Source organism: uncultured Proteiniphilum sp. (assembly GCF_937873925.1).
Classification (GTDB): Bacteria; Bacteroidota; Bacteroidia; order Bacteroidales; family Dysgonomonadaceae; genus Proteiniphilum.
This window is the reverse complement of sequence record NZ_CALNAT010000030.1, coordinates 22,211-42,860: the sequence shown is the minus strand read 5'-3', so window position 1 is coordinate 42,860 and position 20,650 is coordinate 22,211. Positions and strand designations below refer to the sequence as shown.

Here is a 20,650-nt window from a genome sequence, read left to right as displayed (position 1 = left end):
ACCGGCTATTGCCGGCAACAGTTGTTCTAAGCCCATAAAAGTATCAATTATATTCTTTGATAATAATCTGTTCGTATGTGCACCACACCGTTTTTACGAAGAAACGAGGCTCCTGCCTCGCCTCTTCAATTAAACGAATGATCCGTTTTTAATACAAGAATCCTAATAGGATACCGGCAGCCACTGCAGAGCCGATCACGCCAGCCACATTGGGCCCCATGGCATGCATCAGCAAATAGTTGCTGGGTTCATATTCCAGTCCGATTACTTGCGAAATTCGGGCCGAATCAGGTACGGCAGAAACACCGGCGTTTCCGATCAGCGGATTGATCTTCTTCTCTTTCGGTAATATAAGATTGAACATCTTCACGAAGAGGATTCCTGCGCAAGTGGCAATAATAAATGAAAGCGCCCCAATAGCGAATACTTTCAGTGATTCTATCCGCAGGAAAGTAGTCGCCTGTGTGGAAGCACCTACAGTGAGCCCCAGCAGAATAGTGATGGTATCGATCAGCGGTCCGCGCGCCGTTTCGGCAAGACGGCGGGTTACCCCTGATTCTTTCAATAGGTTGCCGAAGAAGAGCATCCCCAGCAGGGGAAGTCCGGAGGGTACCAGAAAAGCTGTCAGCAATAGCCCCATGATGGGGAACAGCACTTTTTCTGTCTGTGAAACCACCCGTGGTGTCTTCATCTTGATGACCCGCTCTTTTTTTGTCGTCAGCATCCGCATAAATGGAGGCTGTATCACAGGTACCAGTGCCATATAGGAGTAGGCCGAGATGGCTACCGCCCCCAACAGGTGCGGGGCGAGTTTCGATGTGGTAAAGATGGCGGTCGGACCGTCCGCACCTCCAATAATACCGATTGCTCCTGCTTCGTTGGGAGCAAATCCCAATTGCAAAGCGATTATATAGGCTCCGAAAATCCCGAATTGGGCAGCTGCCCCGATCAGGATCAGCTTGGGATTGGCTATCAAAGATGAGAAGTCGGTCATGGCTCCGATACCGAGGAAGATCAACGGTGGATACCAACCTTGTACCACACCCTGATACAGGATATTGAAAACGGATCCCTCTTCATAAATCCCGACTTGCAGGTTGGCCGCCTCATTGAAAGGAATATTTCCGATGAGGATACCAAAGCCGATGGGGATCAACAGGAGGGGTTCATATTCCTTCTTTACGGCAAGATAAATAAAGAATAACCCCACGAGGATCATCACAATATGTCCCGTTTCGGCATTGGCAAATCCGGTGTAGCCCCAGAACGTTCGTAGATTGTCTGTTAATGATAATAATGTATTCATATTCAATCCCGGGTTTTATTCAATAACTACAAGATCGGCTCCTTCGAGAACCGAATCCCCTTTCTGGACAAGAATTTCCGTTACTTTCCCGTTTCCGTTGGCAAGGATGTTGTTTTCCATCTTCATTGCTTCAAGGATCATAAGGGTTTGCCCTTTCTTTACCATATCACCTACCTTGCAGCGAATATCTAATATAATACCTGGAAGGGGGGATTGAATGGTGTTCTTACCGGTAGGCTCGGATGGCCTTGTCACGAGAGGTGTGGTTGTACCCTGGGGCGTAGGTCCCTGGGGTATGACGCTTTGGCGTTGTACTACGGCCTTCGGTTTTTTTGTTTTCGGTGTCATTTCAACCGTATAGGGCGTACCGTTCACTTCCAGTTCCACAAGTTCGCTGTCCGATTTGGTAACCACTACCCTGTAGGGGGCCCCGTTGATTTTATAATTGAACTCTTTCATATGATTAAAATTAGTGAAAAGTGAAAAACTAAAAATGAAAAGTTTTGGATTTTCACCTGATCAATTAATTTATTTATTGGTCTTAAATCTTGAATCTTAAATCTTGAATCTATTTAGGTAATTCTCTTAACGACTGTCGCTTGGCATTCCATGGAGAGTAGTTTCTCTTTACATGCTGAATAGTGAGAATAGTAGATTCTATATCGTGCTGATCCTCCCTCATCTCGTGAATGGCAGCGGAGATCGCGGCCAGCACTTCACCGGATAAATGGGTATGGCTTCTCACGGCCGAAAGCGTACCGCTTTTGGCCACTTTTCTTTCCGACATCCTTCCGGCAATATTCCCGGATAATTTAAAAAAGAGATACAAAGCAATCAGTGCGAAAAATACCACCAGCATGGAGGTGATGGTAAGCATTCCACCCCACACGTCGGTTTCCTGAAGGCTTACCACTTTGGGGTTTTCTTCCAGAATGGCGTTATTGCTGCTGGGAGTTACCCTCTCAAGGTGGGTAGCAAGGCTTCTGCCTTCTTCATCATATTTTATACCATCCTGCGGATAGCCGTAGGTCTGATCAGTCAGCATTCCGGCCGGGACCACGATCTCGTCCAGCAATGTTTTCCCGTCGTTATCATACAGTGCGATATAGTTCTCTTTCGTGGGGTCGAGTTTGAAGCTCACATGAAACGTTCCGTTGAAAGGTTCGTCATCCGCCCAGAAAAGAGCATGCTGATGGGGAGGTATCTTAGTGAGGACATCCCCCCGGGGGATCGGGTATTTTTTCGGATTATTACGATCGTTGGTGAGGTATCGCCCTCCCAGATCCTGGGTCTTTGCCGTATTGTTGTATATCTCGATCCAGCCGTTCCGTTGTCCGAAATCATCCATATAGCTGCCTTGGTTGACAACCATGACCTCGTTGATAACCCAGGCCGGATTCCTTTGTTTGGAACTACATCCGGTGGACAACAGTACTGCGGTGAAAAGAAATAATGCTATTGTATAATTTCTCATATTCAACTGCTTTTAAAGAGGTAGATTGTCGTGCTTCTTGGGAGGGTTCTGCAATTTTTTGGTCTGCAGTTGCTGCAATGCACGAATTACACGGAAACGGGTGTTCCGCGGCTCAATCACGTCGTCGATATACCCGTAGCGTGCGGCTACATAGGGGTTGGTGAAAAGGTCGTTGTACTCTTTTTTCTTCTCTTCCTTCACAGCGGCCATTTTTTCCGGATCTTTTTCGGCGGCGATCTCCTTACTGTAAAGCACCTCAACCGCTCCGTCGGCTCCCATAACGGCAATCTCTGCCGTGGGCCATGCGTAGTTGATATCTCCCCGGAGTTGTTTGCAACTCATCACGATATGCGCTCCTCCGTATGATTTGCGTAATGTGACGGTTATCTTCGGTACGGTAGCTTCACCGTAAGCGTAGAGTAGTTTAGCACCGTGGGTGATTACCCCGCCGTATTCCTGTCCTGTGCCGGGAAGGAATCCGGGAACATCCACCAGCGAGACGATCGGTATATTGAAAGCATCGCAGAAACGGACAAAACGTGCCGCTTTGCGTGAAGCATTGATATCGAGCACACCGGCAAGGTATTTAGGCTGGTTAGCGACAATACCGACCGAGACTCCATTGAAACGGGCAAAGCCCACAATTATATTTTTCGCGTAATCGGCATGGACTTCCAGAAACTCTCCCTTGTCAATGATGGCTCCAATCACTTCATACATATCGTATGGTTTGTTGGGGCTGTCGGGGATGATATCATTGAGTCCGTCATCCAGCCTGTCGATCGGGTCATCATTGGGCTGCAGAGGTGCTTCTTCCAGGTTGTTCTGCGGAATATAGCTGAACAGTTGGCGAATCAGTTTCATTCCGTCTTCTTCGGTCTGTACCTGGAATTGGGAAACACCCGATTTGGAAGAATGTACTGAAGCGCCTCCCAATTGCTCCTGGGTAACGTCTTCACCTGTTACTGTCTTTACCACTTTGGGGCCGGTGAGGAACATATAGGAAGTTCCCTGGGTCATGATGATGAAGTCGGTGAGGGCAGGGGAGTAAACCGCTCCTCCGGCACAGGGGCCGAAAATACCCGATATCTGGGGGATCACACCCGATGCCAGGATGTTGCGCTGAAATATTTCGGCATAACCTCCCAATGCGTTGATACCCTCCTGGATACGGGCGCCACCGGAGTCGTTAATCCCAATAACAGGGGCTCCCATTTTTAATGCCTGATCCATCACCTTACAGATCTTCTGTGCATGCATTTCGGACAAGGAACCGCCGGAAACGGTGAAATCCTGTGCGAAGACATAGACAAGCCGTCCGTCAATGGTTCCGAAACCTGTTACCACTCCATCTCCCAGGAATGTGGTTTTTTCCATTCCGAAGTTGTGGCAACGATGTTCCACGAACATGTCGAATTCTTCAAAACTTCCTTCGTCCAAAAGCATGGCGAGTCTTTCGCGTGCCGTATATTTCCCTTTGAGGTGTTGCGACTCGATTCTCTTTTCGCCACCCCCTAAACGAGCTTTCTCACGCAGTTGGATAAGCTCTTTTACTTTTTCGAGTTGGTTGCTCATATAAAAATGTTGATTTAAAACGAAATAGGTTTTCGCAACGGTCTTTTTTCTTTGTACCTTACCAAAACTCAAACAAGTTTGTTTTTGGACTCGGTTTGTCGTCAGTTGAACTTTTTGCCATAGCGAGCAACTATTTCGTTAAGTGAGAGCAGAGCAAATTTATTTGCTTTACCGAGCGTTGAAATAGTAGAACAAAATTCAAATGACTAATGTAATTGAACCGTATTGCTTAACTATATTGTTTGATGTGAAAATTTTCCTAAATAATTGAACCGCTGAAAGGTTCTCGCCGGCCTATTCGGGATGTTCGCAAAGTTCGGTGAGGACACTGCCGGTAGATTTGGGATGCAGGAAAGCGATGCGCAATCCTTCGGCGCCCCCGCGCGCCTCCCGGTCTATCAATCGTACGCCTTTGTCTTCCAGTTCCTTCAAAGCTCCGTTTACATTTTTGGTTGCATAGGCGATATGATGTATTCCCTCACCTCTTTTCTCAATGAATTTGGCGATGGTACTCTCTTCATCGGTCGGCTCCAAAAGTTCGATCTTGGTCTGTCCCACCATAAAAAATGCCGTTTTTACTTTTTGATCTTCCACTGTCTCGATATTATAGCATTTCAGCCCCAGAATTCCCTCATAATAGGGTAATTGTTCTTCGATGCTCTTTACAGCTATCCCGATGTGCTCAATGTGTGTAATTTCCATATATTTATCTTCTTGTGATATTTCAGTCTGACTGCAAAAGTACGCCTTTCAGTCCTAAAAAAGAATAAAAAACGAATATTTCATGCGATTATTTTATTTCTTTCATTTCGGGGTATGGAACTTTTGATATTTAAAATAATCATTTCCTTCGGGTGTTTAAAGATTATTTTAAACATGTCGGTTTCATATGATTAATTTACTCTATGGCGTATGGAACTTTTCAGGAAAGGACGGGATAGTGATCATCAGATAGAGGAGATACGTAATACATTCAGCATTTCTTCGCTGATCTCCCTGTCTTTTTTTATAGCCCTTTTAAAGGGAACATACACTATCTCGTTCTCCCGGATACCCATCACCACGTTCCGTTGATTTTCCATTAATGCCTGTATGGCTGCAATACCCATACGGCTTGCAAGGATACGGTCCTGCGCCGTGGGTGAACCGCCGCGCTGCAGGTGTCCGAGTATGGAGACACGTACATCGTATTGGGGATACTCCGTTTTTACCCGTTCTGCTAATTTTATGGCTCCGCCGGTAACTTCGCTTTCGGTGACAAGCACCATACTGCTGTTTTTTGATTTGCGAAACCCCTGCTCAATAAGTTCTCCCAACTGGTCCTTCTCTATGCTTATCTCGGGGATGATAGCTGCTTCCGCTCCCGAAGCAACGGCACTGTTAAGCGCCAGGTAACCGCAATTACGCCCCATCACCTCTATAAAGAACAGACGCTCGTGTGAAGTGGCCGTATCACGTATTTTGTCCATTGATTGCATAATGGTGTTCAGCGCCGTATCATACCCGATAGTCGTGTCGGTACCGCTCAGGTCATTGTCTATAGTTCCGGGAAGCCCTACAATGGGAATGTTATATTCATTGGCGAAAATACCGGCACCCGTGAGAGAGCCGTCGCCGCCGATCACAACCAACGCCTCGATATCATGCTTCCGCATGTTCTCGTAAGCGAGCCTGCGTCCCTCTTCGGTCAGGAACTCCGATGAGCGGGCTGTTTTCAGCATGGTTCCTCCCTGTTGAATAATATTACTTACACTGTTGGTCTTGAATTCAATGATCTCGTCCGAGATCAAGCCCCTGTACCCTCTGTAAATTCCGTACACCTTCATGCCATTGAAGATGCCGGCACGCGTTACGGCGCGAATGGCGGCATTCATACCGGGCGCATCTCCCCCTGAAGTGAGGACACCCACGCTTTTTATGTTAGAGTCCATAATTGAAATGTTTACCTTTGAAACTTTGCCGGTTATTCATTCAGATCCCCTTTAAAGTAACAAAGCGCAAAGATAGATTTTTTTAACGATGCAACAAAAAAAAGCAGCTTAAAAAGCTGCTTTTTCAACCTGCATCTGAGGTTGTAGTTTTGCGATATTTTCGGCTACGGCCTCCATTTGCCACATAGGTGTAGAGGTGGCACCACAAATGCCGATACTGATGTCCTTTTTCAGAAGCGCCGGATCGATCTCGTCCGGATGGTGAATGAGATATGAATTGGGATTCTTTTTTTTACACTCGGCAAAGAGCACTTTACCATTGGAACTTTTCTCGCCGGCAATGAAAAAGATGAGATCATGATTTTCTGCAAACTCCTGTATATTGGGAACCCGGTTCGATACCTGCCTGCAGATGGTGTCGTAGAATTCAAATTTGGCCCCGTTCTGCATACGGGATTTGATGAGTTCTCCCACTTCGCGGAAACCTTCAAGGGACTTGGTGGTTTGGGAAAAGAGACTGATATCTCTGGTAAAGTCCAGCTTTTCTATTTCTTCTTTGTTTTCTATTACAATAGCAGACTCATCTGTCTGCCCGAGCAAACCGTTCACTTCTGCATGCCCTTTTTTACCGAAGAGGACAATTTGGGCATCGTCGCTTTCGGCGTGGGTGAATTTTTTCTTGATCCGTTTCTGCAATCCCAATACCACCGGACAAGAGGCATCAATAAGCTCTATATTGTTCTGTTTGGCAATTTCGTAAGTACTGGGCGGCTCCCCATGGGCGCGGAGTAATACCCGTACGTTTTTCAATTGCTTGAATTGCTCATGATCGATGGTGATCAATCCCATCTTTTCCAGGCGTTCCACCTCTATATTGTTATGGACGATGTCACCCAGGCAATAGAGTGTGCCTCCTTTCTGCAGTTCCTCCTCCGCTTTGGAGATAGCTTTTGCTACTCCAAAACAGCATCCGGACTGCCTGTCTATTTCAATTCTGTTCATTTTCTGTTGTGATTCTGTTAAACATATCCAATGCCCATTGGAGTTGTCCCTCAATACCGACGTGTGTATTGTTGAGTTCAATGGCATCATCGGCTTTGCGTAGGGGACTCTCGGCCCGGGTAGTGTCGCGCAGGTCGCGTTCCTTCACATTCGCCAGGATATCTTCATAAGCCGGCGGGTTGAACCCTTTGGCCTTCATCTCGTCGAAACGGCGTTGTGCACGTATTTCGGGCGGTGCAGTAATAAACAGTTTCAATTCAGCATCCGGAAAAACCACTGTACCTATATCGCGGCCGTCCATCACTACTCCCTTCTCTTTTCCCATCTCCTGTTGCTGGCGGACCAGCTCTTTCCGTACAAACCCGAGGGTACTCACCCGGCTGGCACCGTTGGCGGCCTCCAGAGAGCGAATCTCATCTTCCACATTTTCTCCGTTCAGATAAGTATCCTGCCCGCCCTGTGCATTAGGGCTGAATGTTATCTTTATCTCTGAAATATGTTTATGCAGGGCTTCTTCGTCCATCGCTGTTTCTGTGATCCAGCCTTTTCTGATGGCGTACAAAGCAACGGCCCGGTACATAGCGCCACTGTCGATATAGGTATAACCCAACTCCCTGGCCAGGTCTTTGGCCATTGTACTTTTGCCGCACGAGGAAAAACCGTCGATGGCAATATTGATCTTTTTTGCGTGCATATTCAATGAGCAATCATCTTCGTTATTCCCCGCGATAACCTGCAACGGGCAAACTTTCCGAATAGAGTAAACAATGTACAAAGATAGAATGTTTTTGTAAGAATATCTTTTAACAGAAATGGATATTTATTCTTTTGAATATGTAAGTGAAGAGATAGTGAATTTTATCGGTTAACAATGTTAAAAATCATACAGGTTTTGCATTGAAATTTTATTTTTGTATCATTACGGGCTCAATAAAGTATAGATCTTGTTGAAATAGCATAATTAAAAGAATAAGTTATGAAACCGATGTTCCAGGAGTTGCCATTTCCCGTAGATAGTCATATACATTATTATATAGAAGATCTGCCTCACTTCATTGTACCCTGGCATTATCATCCGGCTATTGAGATTATGTATATTATCAGTGGTACGGGAACGAGGTTTGTAGGTGATCATTTAGAAGGCTATGCAGAGGGAGATGTATGTATGATCGGTCCGAAACTGCCTCATGAATGGAGGAACGACGAAATTTATTTCAATAAAGAATCAGGCCTTCGCGCTACTTGTATCTGTTTGTTTTTTAAAAAAGAGATTTTCGAATCTAATTTGATCCGATTGCCGGAAATGACCAATATTCGTGATTTGATTGAGCGGTCACGCCGGGGACTTAAGTTTGTGGGTGAATCGAAAAGGAGAATCGCTTACTTTATTGAACGGTCGGCGAGAAATATGGGAGCCCGAAAGGTAGCCGAACTGATCACATTGCTGGAAATGATGGCAACTACGGAGGAATATGAAGTGCTGGCCAGTGTGGGTTTTACAGAGTCGGTCAATTCCGATGATTTTGAGCGATTCAACAAAGTATACAAATATATGGTTGCCAATTTTACGACAACCATTAAACTGGGAGACGTCGCAGCGCTTGTGGGGTTAACTCCGACGGCTTTTTGCCGTTATTTTAAAGAACGTACAAAAAAAACGTTTGTCGAATATCTGAACGATATGCGGATCGGCCATGCCAAAAAGTTATTGATCGAAGGAAAAAAGAAAATCTCTATAATTAGTATGGAATCGGGTTTCAACAATTTATCCAATTTTATCAGCCAGTTCAAGAAATCAACCAATATGCTTCCTTCTGATTTCCAGAAAGAATTCGGTACCAGGAAAAAGCAAGTATTATAATAAAATACTATAGTTATTCGGAAAAATACCAAAACATCTGCATCCTTGGATCTGCTATTTTTGCAATATGGATAATGTATTATTTATATTGTAAAAATAACGTGTATGGAAACACCAAAAATAATTGTTCCTCCTCTGTTATTTGTCCGTGACCTCCTATTAGGGGACGAAGTAACAAAAAGCAACCGGAATTTATCGGATCTGAAAGATCTTTTCCAGGATGTAAAATCCTATGAAACAATGGATCCTGAGACGTTACTCTACGAGGTATATAGCTATACCCCGGTGCAGAATGACGGAAAGACCGGCGCGCTTAACTTTGGAATCACACATATTTATCCCGGCAAAGTAGGGCAGGAATATTTCATGACCAAAGGTCATTTTCACGCACAGGACAACCGGGCGGAATATTATTGGGGAATCGAAGGAGAAGGCGTACTGATCCTGATGGACCGGAAGCGTAATGTCTGGGGTGAAAAGATGTTTTCCGGCAGTTTGCATTATATTCCGGGCGGAGTGGCCCATCGGGTGGCAAATACCGGTAACAAGGTTTTGTCTTTTGCTGCCTGCTGGCCATCGGATGCCGGACATGATTATGAAGAAATTGCCGAAAAAGGTTTTTCGGCACGGTTAATGGAAGTTGACGGAATTCCTCAATTGATATAGGCGAATGGAAAATATAATAGCAATAGATCTGGGAGGAACAGTAGTTAAGGTCGGATTGCTCCGTAACGGAGAGATTATCGAATGCATACATTTAAATTCCCGGTTGTCGATAGGGTTTGTTTCCAATCTGCCCCGGATAAAAGAAGCAATCGATAGTATTCTTGCTCGTCAGCACATTGAACCGGCGCAATTAGACGGGATTGGTCTGGCATTTCCTGGATTGGTAGATCCGAATAAAGGGAAAGTGATCTCCACGAATGAAAAATATGACGATGCCTGTGAATATGATCTCAATGCATGGATAGAACAGAATTGGAATGTACCTTTTTGTATAGATAATGATGCCCGGTTGGCTGTGCTCGGTGAATGGCAACAAGGTGCGGCAAGAGGAAAGAGAAACGTGGTTATGATGACGATAGGAACAGGCATCGGTACGGGCGTTATTATCGATGGAAATGTATTGTACGGTCAACATTATCAGGCCGGTTCATTAGGCGGACATTTTGTGATAGATTACAAAGGGCGCTCCTGTACATGTGGAAATAAGGGCTGTGTGGAAGCAATGGCCTCTTCTTTCTTTTTACCGGTTATCATACGGGAACACCCTCAATTGTCAGATTCGTTTAAACAGTTGGCTGATAAGATGAATTTCAAAGAAATATTCGGTTTAGCGGCAACGGGCGATAAGGATGCTTTGTTGCTTAGAAATGAATGTATGGATATCTGGAGTGCGGCTATCGTGACGTATATCCATGCTTATGACCCGGAAATAGTCGTGTTGGGCGGAGGTATAATGAATAGTGCAGATGTGATTATTCCTTATATTAAGGAAAGAGTGGCTCGTTATGCCTGGTGTCCTTCATCCGAAGTCCAGATCATAACAGCGCAATTATCTGAAAATGCTGCGTTGCATGGGCTCTGTTATTGCCTTAACCAAAAGAAAAAACTGTTATAATGGCTAAACACATGATTAATTACGATAAGTTCCCGGTTGTACAAGTATCGGATCATCATACCGGTTGCTGGATAGGATGGGAGGCTATCATCGGAGAAGTGAAAGCTTCTTTGGAGCGGCTTGATAAACCGGTTAAAAAAGTAGTCATCGAATGTTACCAGGGGGTGATTGATCCGGAAATAATTCCCGTCTTTCGAAGCGCATTTGGTAAAAGCAATTTTGTTATTTCTTCTGATGCCATGTTGACAGAAGAAGAAATTAACATGTTTTTCCATGAAGACATAACCGACGATGAACTATTCGGTTATATGACCCGCTATGATATTGACCGTTTTTTTGATAAAGAAAAAGTGAAGGTGGTTCAACAGTATATTGATTCCTTGGAAGGGACGGTCATTGTGTATGGTACGGGAGCTGCCTATCTGTGCCAGGATCCTGATATCCTGATTTATGCCGACATGGCTCGTTGGGAAATACAACAACGGTTTCGTCGCAATGAAGTAAGCAATATCGGAGTGGATAACCGTAACGAACATCCCTCTTTACAATATAAACGTGCCTTTTTCGTAGACTGGCGTATATGTGATCGTTTCAAAAAAAGGTTGATGCACCACTGGGATTATGTATTGGATACAAACATTCCCGATTTGCCGAAAATGGTCGTTGCCGGTAAAGTATGGGAAGGGTTGAGAAAAACAGCTTCGCAGCCTTTCCGGGTCGTTCCTTTCTTTGATCCGGGGCCCTGGGGCGGGCAGTGGATGAAAGAGGTCTGTGATCTGGATCGTTCGACCGTCAATTTTGCATGGTGCTTTGATTGCGTACCGGAAGAGAACAGTTTATTACTCGGCTTTGGAGATATCACCATCGAGATCCCTTCTATCAATCTTGTATTTGCATTCCCCGAACAATTGTTGGGAGTTCCGGTTTACGGACGTTTTGGGGATGAATTCCCGATCCGTTTCGATTTTCTGGATACGATGGAAGGGGGGAACCTCAGTTTGCAGGTACACCCGCTGACCGGATACATACAGGAAAAGTTCGGCATGCATTATACCCAGGATGAAAGCTATTATCTGCTTGATGCCGGAGAAGATGCCATCGTTTATCTCGGACTGAAAAAAGGTGTTTGCCCGGAAGATATGATCGCCGAATTAAAGGAAGCCCAGGAAACGGGCGTTTTTGACGCGGAAAAACATGTGGGGGTATACCCTGTGAAGAAACATGATCATATACTTATCCCGAGCGGGACGGTACATTGTTCGGGAAAGAATAGTATGGTGCTGGAAATCAGTGCGACTCCTTTTATCTTTACCTTTAAGCTTTGGGATTGGGGACGTTTGGGATTGGACGGAAAACCCCGCCCGATCAATATTGAACATGGAGAAAAGGTGATACAATGGAACCGTACCGAATCATGGGTGAAGCGGGAATTAGTCAATAAATTCACCGTGATCCGGAAAGAAGAAGGTTTGCTGGAAGAAAAAACCGGTCTGCATGCACAGGAATTTATAGAAACGCGCCGGCACTGGTTCTCACGTCCGGTACTTCACCATACCAACGGAAGTGTGAATGTGCTCAATCTGGTTGAAGGAAGAGAGATTATTGTAGAAAGTCCGACCGGAGTTTTCGAGCCGTTCGTTGTCCACTATGCGGAAACATTTATCGTCCCTGCCGCAGTAGGGTCATATACCATTCGTCCCTATGGCGAATCGGAAGGAAAAACATGTGCCACCATTAAAGCGTATGTCCGTCATGAAGCCTCAGAAAGTATTTGATTACGGAATTAACATTATACCCCATTCCTCCGGAATCGGTTTTATCTATGGTGAGGAGGTATTTGGCCCCGAACCGGAGAACCGCCGGCTCGACGATATCCGTTCAAGCCTGTTGGATCCTTTGTGTGAAGGGCCCGAAGTGGTCTATTCAATCGCCATGGATGTGGGTAAGAAAAAAGATAGGGAGTTGCTGGAATCTTTACACCTGCTGTTTGGAGTCGTTACGTATGCACCCGGAATGCTGGGAAAAGAACCTGTGAGAAGCCAGGGACACATGCATAAAGTTTCGTCCTACAGCGGTTGGTCAACTCCGGAAATCTATGAGATATGGGCCGGTAAAGCTATTATCTATATGCAGGAGAGGGCTGAAGACAATCCGGGAAGATGTTTCGCTGTCTTTGCCGAAGCGGGTGATGTGGTTGTTGTTCCTCCCTATTGGGTGCATGCGACAATCAGTGCCGATCTGGAAATACCGTTGACTTTCGGTGCCTTGTGCGACAGGGATTACGGTTTTGTGTACGATGGCGTTCGCCGGCACAACGGTATTGCCTGGTTCCCTGTTTACAATGAAAAGAATGAGCTTACCTGGAAAGCGAATCCGGCTTACGAACCTTCGGAGTTAATTTGTAAGCGTCCTGCCGATTATTCGGCCTTGGGAATTGAAAAAAGTAAGCCTATTTACCGGACTTTTGAAGAGAATCCTGAAACATTCCTCTATGTAGCCCTACCGCAATTAAAGGAAGATATGTGGAAAAATTTTATCCCTTGAAAAATTATTTACACCCATGGATAATACTTATAATAAGAATCTGATCTATGTCATTGCAGTGATCGCTGCAACGGGCGGTTTACTCTTCGGTTTTGATACCGGAGTTATTTCGGGAGCCATTCCCTTTTTTCAACAAGACTTCGGGATTGATGATCATATGGTGGAAGTGGTTACCTCTTCCGGTTTGGTAGGTGCCATATTAGGCGCCTTATTCTGCGGGAAGGTGACCGACCGGTTGGGACGTAAACCCGTTATATTGGCTTCGGCAGTCATATTTGCCATCGGCGCTTTATGGTCGGGATTTGCCCCTGATATTTACCATCTTATCCTTTCCCGCCTGTTTCTGGGGGTAGCCATTGGTGTCTCCTCGTTTGCCGTTCCCCTTTATATTGCTGAAATATCTCCGGCACGTTTGCGTGGCAGGTTGGTATCCATGTTCCAATTAATGATCACTATCGGTGTATTGACTTCCTATCTTTCCGATCTTTTCTTTGCGGATGAACAGGATATTACCTGCTGGCGCCCGATGTTTTATATAGGTGTTATTCCGGCATTGATATTGCTTATCGGGATGTATTTCATGCCCGAAACACCTCGTTGGCTGATGAGTAAGGGAAGAATTGATGAGAGCCGGAAGATTTTATCGCGTATCGAACCAGAGGAATCGGTTGGGATTATGATCGGACAAATACAGGCGGAACTGAAAGAAAACGAGAAGAACACCTCCAGTTGGAAGGAATTCTTAAGGCCGTGGTTGCGGACTCCGCTGCTCATTGCTGTCGGCATTATGTTTTTCCAGCAATTTGTCGGGATCAATACAGTAATTTATTACAGTCCGAAGATATTCCTGATGGCCGGATTCGACGGTGCTGTTTCGGCAATATGGGCTTCGGTTGGCGTAGGTGTGGTAAATGTTTTGGCAACCATCGTTTCGGTTTATTTTGTAGATCGTCTCGGAAGAAGGAAACTTTACTTTATCGGTCTGTCGGGTATTGCGATATCCCTGATAGCCTTAAGCACTTCTTTTATCTTTGTCAATCAATTAGGCGAAACGGGTAAATGGCTGGCAATCGGATTGGTGTTCCTGTATGTGACATTTTACGCTATCAGTATCGGTCCGTTAGGTTGGTTAATCATTTCAGAGGTTTTTCCACAATATGTAAGAGGATTAGGCGCGTCGTTAGGTTCCCTGTCCGTCTGGTTTTTTAATACGATTGTTTCTTTCACTTTCTTCAAACTTGTAAGAGCCCTTGCTATACCGGGAACTGAATTGGTCGTAGCCGGAGAAACGACGGGAAATCCTGCGGGTGCCTTCTTTTTCTACAGTCTGATCGCTTTAGCCGGATTGGTTTGGGGATACTTCTTTGTGCCTGAGACGAAAGGTGTTTCACTGGAAAAAATAGAGAAACACTGGAAAAATGACGGGAAACCGAGGGATCTGAAGTGAAAAATAATAAAATAGCATAATTATTGGTTGAAATCCTGAAAAGAATGCCTTATATGTTAGTGTAGTTTTGTAAAAGGTAAAATCGAATCATTGAAAAGTTTCTATATTATGAAACGAGTATGTTAATCAAGAGTAAAGAGTAAAGAGCAAAGAGTCAAGACATTTTAACTTCCGGGTTTTGATTTTAATCTCTTCACTGACAGATTCATCTTGGTTCTTGATTTTAATAGTCTCTTAAGAAACAAAATCAAAACTCAAGTGTTTCAGTTCATTTTTTGAACGGAAAAAACGTTCTGGAATGCTTGGTTCTAAAATATTCCATATACCAACAAGAAAAATAAAATAATCGTATGAAAAAGATAATTGTACTGTTTTTATGTGTTCTCCCACTCATTGCCTTTGCAGAGGGACGTGCCACTGTTTCACTGAATGGGGAATGGGAATTTGAACAGACAAAAACAGCTTTTCCTCCGACGAAATTTACGCGGAAAATTCCCGTACCGGGATTAGTCCATCTGGCTGAGCCGCGTATAGAGCAGTATGACAAGTTCTTTCAACGCCCGGAAGATACCCGGTTGGTTGAACAGTTTAACTTCCTGAACCGTGACTATACGCCGATGTATAGCTGGTATAAAAAGAATGTGCGTCTGGATAAAAACTTCGAAGGGCAGCAGATATACCTGACCATCAAAAAAAGCCAATACGTTACAGTGGTGTATGTAAATGGGATGATGATGGGACGTTATATAGAGAGCTATACGCCGATCGATATCAATATAACCGAAGCACTTCGTCCTGACGAAGACAATGAAATACTTATACAAGTGGGCGACCGTGCGTGGCTTCCCAGTGAAGCAGCCGGAAGTACGGATAAGGAAAAAATCCACTACCTGCCGGGGATATGGGATGATGTATTTATCACTGTAACAGGACAACTGAAAGTAGACAAGGTGTTGTTCCTGCCGTCACTGGCTGAAGAGAAAGTAACGGTCAAGACACGTTTGCTGAGCGCATACCCTCCGCAAATGTTATATGGAGATGTAATGTATGACTCCTGCCGGATAGAATATGCCATTAAAGAACGATCAAGCGGCAGGGTGGTGGCGAAAAAGGAGATAAAAGGTGAAGCCAAAAGAGATAACCGGACCTATTTTGAGACGGAGATTGAATTGGATTCGTCCGTTCCCTGGACGCCCGAATCCCCTTTCCTTTATGAAGGCGAGGTAAAGGTATATGATAAAGATCAGTTAGCAGATACCTATACCGTTAGGTTCGGGATGAGGGATTTTTCCCGGCAAGGGAAATTTTTCACGCTAAATGGTGATAAATACTATCTGCGTGGATCTAACATTACTTTGCAGCGCTTTTTTGAAGATCCGGACTGTCGTGATCTGGTATGGAACAGGGAATGGGTCAGGAAACTGATGATCGACCTGCCTAAGTCTATTGACTGGAATGCCATGCGTATTTGTGTGGGTATTGTTCCCGACTTCTGGTACGACCTTTGTGATGAGTATGGTATTGTACTGCAGAACGAGTGGTTTTACTGGCAAAACCACGGATGGGATGATCAGGTAAGGAAAGAATACACCGAATGGGTATGGAGCGATGGCAATCACCCCAGTATTGTGATATGGGACGCTATTAATGAGAACTGGGACGACTTTATAGGAAACACGCTGATTCCGGAATTGAAACAGCTTGATCCCACCCGTATCTGGGATGCCGGTTATATGACCGCTGATGATATGGGTAACGATGAAATGGACGAACCGCATCCGTACAGGGCATTGACACTGATGCATTCTGACGAACTGAATGAGTACTTCAGGAAAAATCCCTATAATCTGGGTGATCTGCATGGATGGGAAGGGGGATTCCGCAGTATTCAGGATGCCGGTGTACCCCAGTTGGTGAATGAATATGGATGGATATGGCTGTGGAGAAACGGAAAGCCTTCCAAATTGACAGTGAATAATTATAATTATTATCTTGGAGACAAAGCCTCTTCGCCTGAGGCTTGTCGTGAACTGCAAGCCTATTGGTTACAACTGGAAACGGAGTGGTTGCGGGCAGAAAGAGGCATTGCCGGAGTACTGGCCTTTTGCCATCTGACCAATAATTACGGATTTACGGGTGACTGGTTTATCAATGACATCAAAGACCTGGAAGTCGCTCCCGTATTTAATTGGTTCAAACATTGCTTTGCCCCGGAAGCTGTGTTTATTGATGTGGTGGATCAGCGATATACGAAACATCTTGCACCGTATCTTCCCGGCAGTAATCTGTTGTTCAACCTGGTGGGTGTCAATGATTATAAAAGAGAATCGACAGGTAAAGTGGTTGTTAAATTACTGGACAAAGACGGTCAGGTGGCCGTTCAATCGGATATGCCCTTTATCATCGACTCTTACGGTAAAAAATTGCAACCTTGCCAGATCGAACTTCCTCAACAGGAAGGGGGGTATCTGTTGATCGCTGAATATTTCCCTGAAGGAAGAGACACGCCGGTTGTTAGCCGGAGATATATCAATGTGGCTCAGGAGGATATGGATTTTGAATATTATACAATAACGCCATAAAAAAACTCTATTCGTACATACCAAAAATAATCTGATTGTAATGTGATGTAGGATATTTTATCCTGATTATCTGTGCTATAGCACCTTTGTGCGTGCTATGGGTAGCTATGCTAACCCTTTTTCTGCGAGTATTTTATTTAATTACTAAAAATCTAGAGAATGAAAATGAAAAAATGTTCTATAAGAAAAATTCCTGCATATAGTTGTTTGGGAGTATTGTTGTCGTTTTTCACAACAATAAACCTGTTTGCTTCAGACAATATAACAACACTTGTGGCACATACGGCCGAAACAAGCGTAACACAGCAGGCAGACATGAAAAATATCAGTGGCAAGGTCACTGATGAAGAAGGTGAAGCCGTTATAGGCGCAACTATTTCCATCAGAGGTATGTCCGCCGGTACGGTAACGGATGCAGATGGACAGTTTACTCTTGAGGTACCGGCGGATGCTACACTTGTGATCTCTTACGTAGGATACCTTACTCAAACTATCAGGGTAGGTGACCAGTCTTTTCTGGAAATAACACTGGTAGAAGATTTACAGAATCTGGAAGAGGTGATTGTTATCGGTTACGGCACAGCCAGGAAACATGATGTCACTACGGCTATTTCTACCATATCGTTGGAAGATATCAGCGAACGACCGCTCACCTCCGTGGCCGAGGCATTGCAGGGAAAGGCCGCCGGTGTGCAGGTGATCCAGCCCAACGGTAGTCCGGGTAGCGGAATGACAGTCCGTATTCGTGGTAACAGCTCGATCAATGCCAGCAACGATCCGTTGTATATTGTCGACGGAACACCGCTCACGGATATCAATCATTTATCACCCAACGATATTGCCTCGATGCAGATTCTGAAAGATGCTTCTTCGGCTGCTATTTACGGATCACGTGCTGCGAACGGTGTTGTATTGATCACAACAAAAAGAGGTAATACCGAAGAGCCCAGAATTGCTTTTAACTCGTATGTCGGTGTATCTAAAATCGCTAAAAGAATAGAGGCGCTGAATACGGAACAGTATAAAGAATATTTAAAAGAGATCGGGATGAGCTCAGTGCCTGATAGTGTCACAAACTATACCAATTGGTTTGACGAAACTTTCCGTACAGGACTGAATCAGAATTACCAGCTTTCGTTCAGCAGCGGTCAGAAAGATATGACCTATTATCTGTCCGGTGCATACACAAGTGACGAAGGCATTGTGCCGAACTCCTCTTTTAATCGCTTCACATTGCGTTCGAATGTAGAAAACCAGATCCGGAGTTGGTTGAAAATCGGAGCGAACCTGAGTTATTCGCAAACAAAAGAAAAAACGATCCCGAACAATATCGGTTCGAACCGTGCCGGTGTTATCCTGGCTGTGATCAACTCGGCACCATACCTGAATATCTGGGATCCGGAAAATCCGGGTCAATACGACAATAATGCCTACGGGACACGTATCGAACCGCCTCTGGCTTTCACATCCCGCTATACCACAAATCGTAACGGCAGATTACTGGGTGATGTAAATGGAGAGATATCTTTTTCGAAAAATCTGAAATTCAGGACCAGTGCTTCTATGGAAGGTAATATATATCATAGTACTTCTTTTTTGGATCCGAAGTTAACCGAATGGGGACGTACGCAACATGGTGAAGGATATGACAATCGTACGATCAGTCAGAATTTGCAGTTTGAAAGTATCCTGACGTATGACAATATGTTCGGTAAGCATAGCCTGAACGTAATGGCAGGAACCACTACCAATGATTCCAAATGGACTACTGCCAATATTAGCGGTCAGGATTATATTAACTCGGATATTAAAACATTGAATGCGGCCAATATCATTAGTCAGTATTCGGGGACAGCCAACTATCAATGGCGTATCCTTTCCTATCTGACACGTGCTGCTTATAATTACGACAGCCGTTATTTGCTGACAGTAAACTTCCGTGCGGATGGTTCTTCCAAACTGGCTCCGGATCATCGTTGGGGCTATTTCCCGTCGGCATCGGCCGCCTGGCGTATTTCCAGCGAAAGTTTTATGGAAAATGTTGATTTTATCGACGACCTGAAAATTCGTGCCGGATGGGGACAGACCGGTAATCAAAGCGGGATCAGCGAGTATGCTTATCTGCAACAGTATAGCATTAGCAAGCAAACACCTACTCCCGAAAATCCTTTTCCGGGTATTACCATACAGAGGTCAAATATCAAGAACAGTGAACTGACATGGGAAACAACCACACAAACGAACATTGGAGTGGATCTGACCCTGTTCAACGGACGTCTGGTATTCAATGCCGATTATTATTATAAGTATACCCGGGATATGCTGATGAATGTGCCGCTACCTTCCACTGCCGCAGTAAGCAGTATACTGCGTAACGAAGGAGAAATGTCAAACAGAGGTTTTGAATTGAATGTTTCATCTGTTAACCTGAACAGTGAGTTGTTCTGGAGTACAGATTTCAATATTTCTTTCAATAGGAATAAACTGGAAAAACTGGCATTGAATAAAGTGTATTATTTCGGTTACGTAGAAACACTCCGGGACAATATCCTCCGGCTGGAAGAAGGTCAACCGCTCGGTCGCTTCTATGGTTTGAAATACTCACATGTAGATCCGCAAACCGGTGATCCGGTATATGAAGACGTGGATGGAAACGGACAGATCACATTAGATGATCGTACTTATATCGGCGATGCCAATCCGAAATTTATCTATGGCATGACCAATACATTCAGTTATAAAGGATTTAATCTGAATCTGTTTCTGCAAGGTTCCTATGGAAATGATATATTCAATGCTTCGCGTGCCGATACGGAAGGTATGTATGATGATAAAAATCAATCCATACGTGTACTCGACAGATGGAAAACGCCGGGGCAAATTACAGATGTTCCCCGTGCTACGGGTGACCAATCAACACTCAAAGTTTCTTCGTATTATGTTGAAGACGGATCGTATCTGCGCCTGAAGTCGCTTACTTTCTCGTATGATGTGGCTACTGCCGGCCTGAAACGAATTGGAATTGAGAGGATACAACCTTATTTTACAGCGCAGAATCTGTTTACGCTCACGAAGTATAAAGGTTTTGATCCGGAACTCAACTTTGCCGGTAATAGTTCAACAGTCCAAGGTGTAGACTGGGGTACTTATCCGAATGTGAAAACATTTGTATTTGGTTTGAATATTGATTTTTAAAAGAATATAAGAGATAAATCAAGAGTAAAGAGTAAAGAACAAAGAATAAAGACTAATTGACGAATGAACCAATGTGGAAAAATGATAATGTGCTTCGCACGATAGAATGATA

Annotated in this window: 16 protein-coding genes; 8 read left to right on the top strand and 8 right to left on the bottom strand. The window is 44.5% G+C overall.

What is annotated here, in order from left to right; all coding sequences use genetic code 11:
• Positions 1-148: 148 nt before the first annotated feature.
• The 8 genes from Q0502_RS02120 to cmk form a co-directional block, all read right to left on the bottom strand.
• On the bottom strand, positions 149-1,306 hold the full coding sequence (locus Q0502_RS02120; protein WP_298646547.1) for a sodium ion-translocating decarboxylase subunit beta: 1,158 nt from the start codon (positions 1,304-1,306) through the stop codon (positions 149-151).
• 15 nt (positions 1,307-1,321) lie between these two features.
• Positions 1,322-1,765 carry a biotin/lipoyl-containing protein gene (locus Q0502_RS02115; protein ID WP_298646546.1) on the bottom strand — a complete coding sequence of 148 codons (444 nt, stop codon included), beginning with the start codon at positions 1,763-1,765 and terminating at the stop codon, positions 1,322-1,324.
• Between the two features lie 109 nt (positions 1,766-1,874).
• A complete protein-coding gene (locus Q0502_RS02110; protein WP_298646545.1) occupies positions 1,875-2,780 on the bottom strand; it encodes an OadG family transporter subunit in 906 nt (301 codons plus the stop codon).
• 12 nt (positions 2,781-2,792) lie between these two features.
• The gene (locus Q0502_RS02105) at positions 2,793-4,355 is read right to left on the bottom strand and encodes an acyl-CoA carboxylase subunit beta (RefSeq protein ID WP_298646544.1); all 1,563 of its coding nucleotides are present in this window, start codon (positions 4,353-4,355) and stop codon (positions 2,793-2,795) included.
• Between the two features lie 294 nt (positions 4,356-4,649).
• Positions 4,650-5,057 (bottom strand): methylmalonyl-CoA epimerase, encoded by a 408-nt coding sequence (mce, locus tag Q0502_RS02100; protein ID WP_298646542.1) that lies wholly within the window; start codon positions 5,055-5,057, stop codon positions 4,650-4,652.
• Positions 5,058-5,302: 245 nt separating this feature from the next.
• Complete coding sequence (gene pfkA / locus Q0502_RS02095) at positions 5,303-6,286, bottom strand: 6-phosphofructokinase (protein ID WP_298646540.1); 984 nt, start codon at positions 6,284-6,286, stop codon at positions 5,303-5,305.
• Between the two features lie 108 nt (positions 6,287-6,394).
• A complete protein-coding gene (locus Q0502_RS02090) occupies positions 6,395-7,288 on the bottom strand; it encodes a 4-hydroxy-3-methylbut-2-enyl diphosphate reductase (RefSeq protein ID WP_298646538.1) in 894 nt (297 codons plus the stop codon).
• Complete coding sequence (gene cmk / locus Q0502_RS02085; protein WP_298646553.1) at positions 7,275-7,982, bottom strand: (d)CMP kinase; 708 nt, start codon at positions 7,980-7,982, stop codon at positions 7,275-7,277. Before cmk ends, Q0502_RS02090 begins: the two co-directional genes overlap by 14 nt.
• A 282-nt stretch (positions 7,983-8,264) precedes the next feature.
• On the opposite strand from cmk, the gene Q0502_RS02080 reads away from it, so the two are divergent.
• The 8 genes from Q0502_RS02080 (at position 8,265) to Q0502_RS02045 (ending at position 20,538) form a co-directional block, all read left to right on the top strand.
• A complete protein-coding gene (locus Q0502_RS02080; RefSeq protein WP_298646536.1) occupies positions 8,265-9,149 on the top strand; it encodes an AraC family transcriptional regulator in 885 nt (294 codons plus the stop codon).
• Positions 9,150-9,254: 105 nt separating this feature from the next.
• Positions 9,255-9,815, top strand: coding sequence for a glucose-6-phosphate isomerase family protein (locus Q0502_RS02075; RefSeq protein ID WP_298646535.1), 561 nt, complete (start codon positions 9,255-9,257; stop codon positions 9,813-9,815).
• A gap of 4 nt (positions 9,816-9,819) precedes the next feature.
• Positions 9,820-10,770 carry an ROK family protein gene (locus tag Q0502_RS02070; RefSeq protein WP_298646533.1) on the top strand — a complete coding sequence of 317 codons (951 nt, stop codon included), beginning with the start codon at positions 9,820-9,822 and terminating at the stop codon, positions 10,768-10,770.
• The gene (locus Q0502_RS02065; RefSeq protein ID WP_298646531.1) at positions 10,770-12,545 is read left to right on the top strand and encodes a class I mannose-6-phosphate isomerase; all 1,776 of its coding nucleotides are present in this window, start codon (positions 10,770-10,772) and stop codon (positions 12,543-12,545) included. The genes Q0502_RS02070 and Q0502_RS02065 overlap by 1 nt, the downstream gene beginning before the upstream one ends.
• On the top strand, positions 12,523-13,314 hold the full coding sequence (locus Q0502_RS02060) for a glucose-6-phosphate isomerase family protein (protein WP_298646528.1): 792 nt from the start codon (positions 12,523-12,525) through the stop codon (positions 13,312-13,314). The genes Q0502_RS02065 and Q0502_RS02060 overlap by 23 nt, the downstream gene beginning before the upstream one ends.
• A gap of 16 nt (positions 13,315-13,330) precedes the next feature.
• Positions 13,331-14,761 carry a sugar porter family MFS transporter gene (locus tag Q0502_RS02055; RefSeq protein WP_298646525.1) on the top strand — a complete coding sequence of 477 codons (1,431 nt, stop codon included), beginning with the start codon at positions 13,331-13,333 and terminating at the stop codon, positions 14,759-14,761.
• A gap of 350 nt (positions 14,762-15,111) precedes the next feature.
• Positions 15,112-17,343 (top strand): glycoside hydrolase family 2 TIM barrel-domain containing protein, encoded by a 2,232-nt coding sequence (locus Q0502_RS02050; protein ID WP_298646522.1) that lies wholly within the window; start codon positions 15,112-15,114, stop codon positions 17,341-17,343.
• Between the two features lie 159 nt (positions 17,344-17,502).
• The gene (locus tag Q0502_RS02045) at positions 17,503-20,538 is read left to right on the top strand and encodes a TonB-dependent receptor (RefSeq protein ID WP_298646518.1); all 3,036 of its coding nucleotides are present in this window, start codon (positions 17,503-17,505) and stop codon (positions 20,536-20,538) included.
• Positions 20,539-20,650: the final 112 nt, after the last annotated feature.

Coding starts and splice junctions, on each gene's coding strand:
- Q0502_RS02065 (WP_298646531.1), top strand. CDS start 10,770: ATGGCTAAACACATGATTAATTACGATAAGTTCCCGGTTGTACAAGTA.
- Q0502_RS02050 (WP_298646522.1), top strand. CDS start 15,112: ATGAAAAAGATAATTGTACTGTTTTTATGTGTTCTCCCACTCATTGCC.
- cmk (WP_298646553.1), bottom strand. CDS start 7,982: ATGCACGCAAAAAAGATCAATATTGCCATCGACGGTTTTTCCTCGTGC.
- Q0502_RS02120 (WP_298646547.1), bottom strand. CDS start 1,306: ATGAATACATTATTATCATTAACAGACAATCTACGAACGTTCTGGGGC.
- Q0502_RS02045 (WP_298646518.1), top strand. CDS start 17,503: ATGAAAATGAAAAAATGTTCTATAAGAAAAATTCCTGCATATAGTTGT.
- Q0502_RS02115 (WP_298646546.1), bottom strand. CDS start 1,765: ATGAAAGAGTTCAATTATAAAATCAACGGGGCCCCCTACAGGGTAGTG.
- Q0502_RS02110 (WP_298646545.1), bottom strand. CDS start 2,780: ATGAGAAATTATACAATAGCATTATTTCTTTTCACCGCAGTACTGTTG.
- Q0502_RS02105 (WP_298646544.1), bottom strand. CDS start 4,355: ATGAGCAACCAACTCGAAAAAGTAAAAGAGCTTATCCAACTGCGTGAG.
- mce (WP_298646542.1), bottom strand. CDS start 5,057: ATGGAAATTACACACATTGAGCACATCGGGATAGCTGTAAAGAGCATC.
- pfkA (WP_298646540.1), bottom strand. CDS start 6,286: ATGGACTCTAACATAAAAAGCGTGGGTGTCCTCACTTCAGGGGGAGAT.
- Q0502_RS02070 (WP_298646533.1), top strand. CDS start 9,820: ATGGAAAATATAATAGCAATAGATCTGGGAGGAACAGTAGTTAAGGTC.
- Q0502_RS02080 (WP_298646536.1), top strand. CDS start 8,265: ATGAAACCGATGTTCCAGGAGTTGCCATTTCCCGTAGATAGTCATATA.
- Q0502_RS02055 (WP_298646525.1), top strand. CDS start 13,331: ATGGATAATACTTATAATAAGAATCTGATCTATGTCATTGCAGTGATC.
- Q0502_RS02060 (WP_298646528.1), top strand. CDS start 12,523: ATGAAGCCTCAGAAAGTATTTGATTACGGAATTAACATTATACCCCAT.
- Q0502_RS02090 (WP_298646538.1), bottom strand. CDS start 7,288: ATGAACAGAATTGAAATAGACAGGCAGTCCGGATGCTGTTTTGGAGTA.
- Q0502_RS02075 (WP_298646535.1), top strand. CDS start 9,255: ATGGAAACACCAAAAATAATTGTTCCTCCTCTGTTATTTGTCCGTGAC.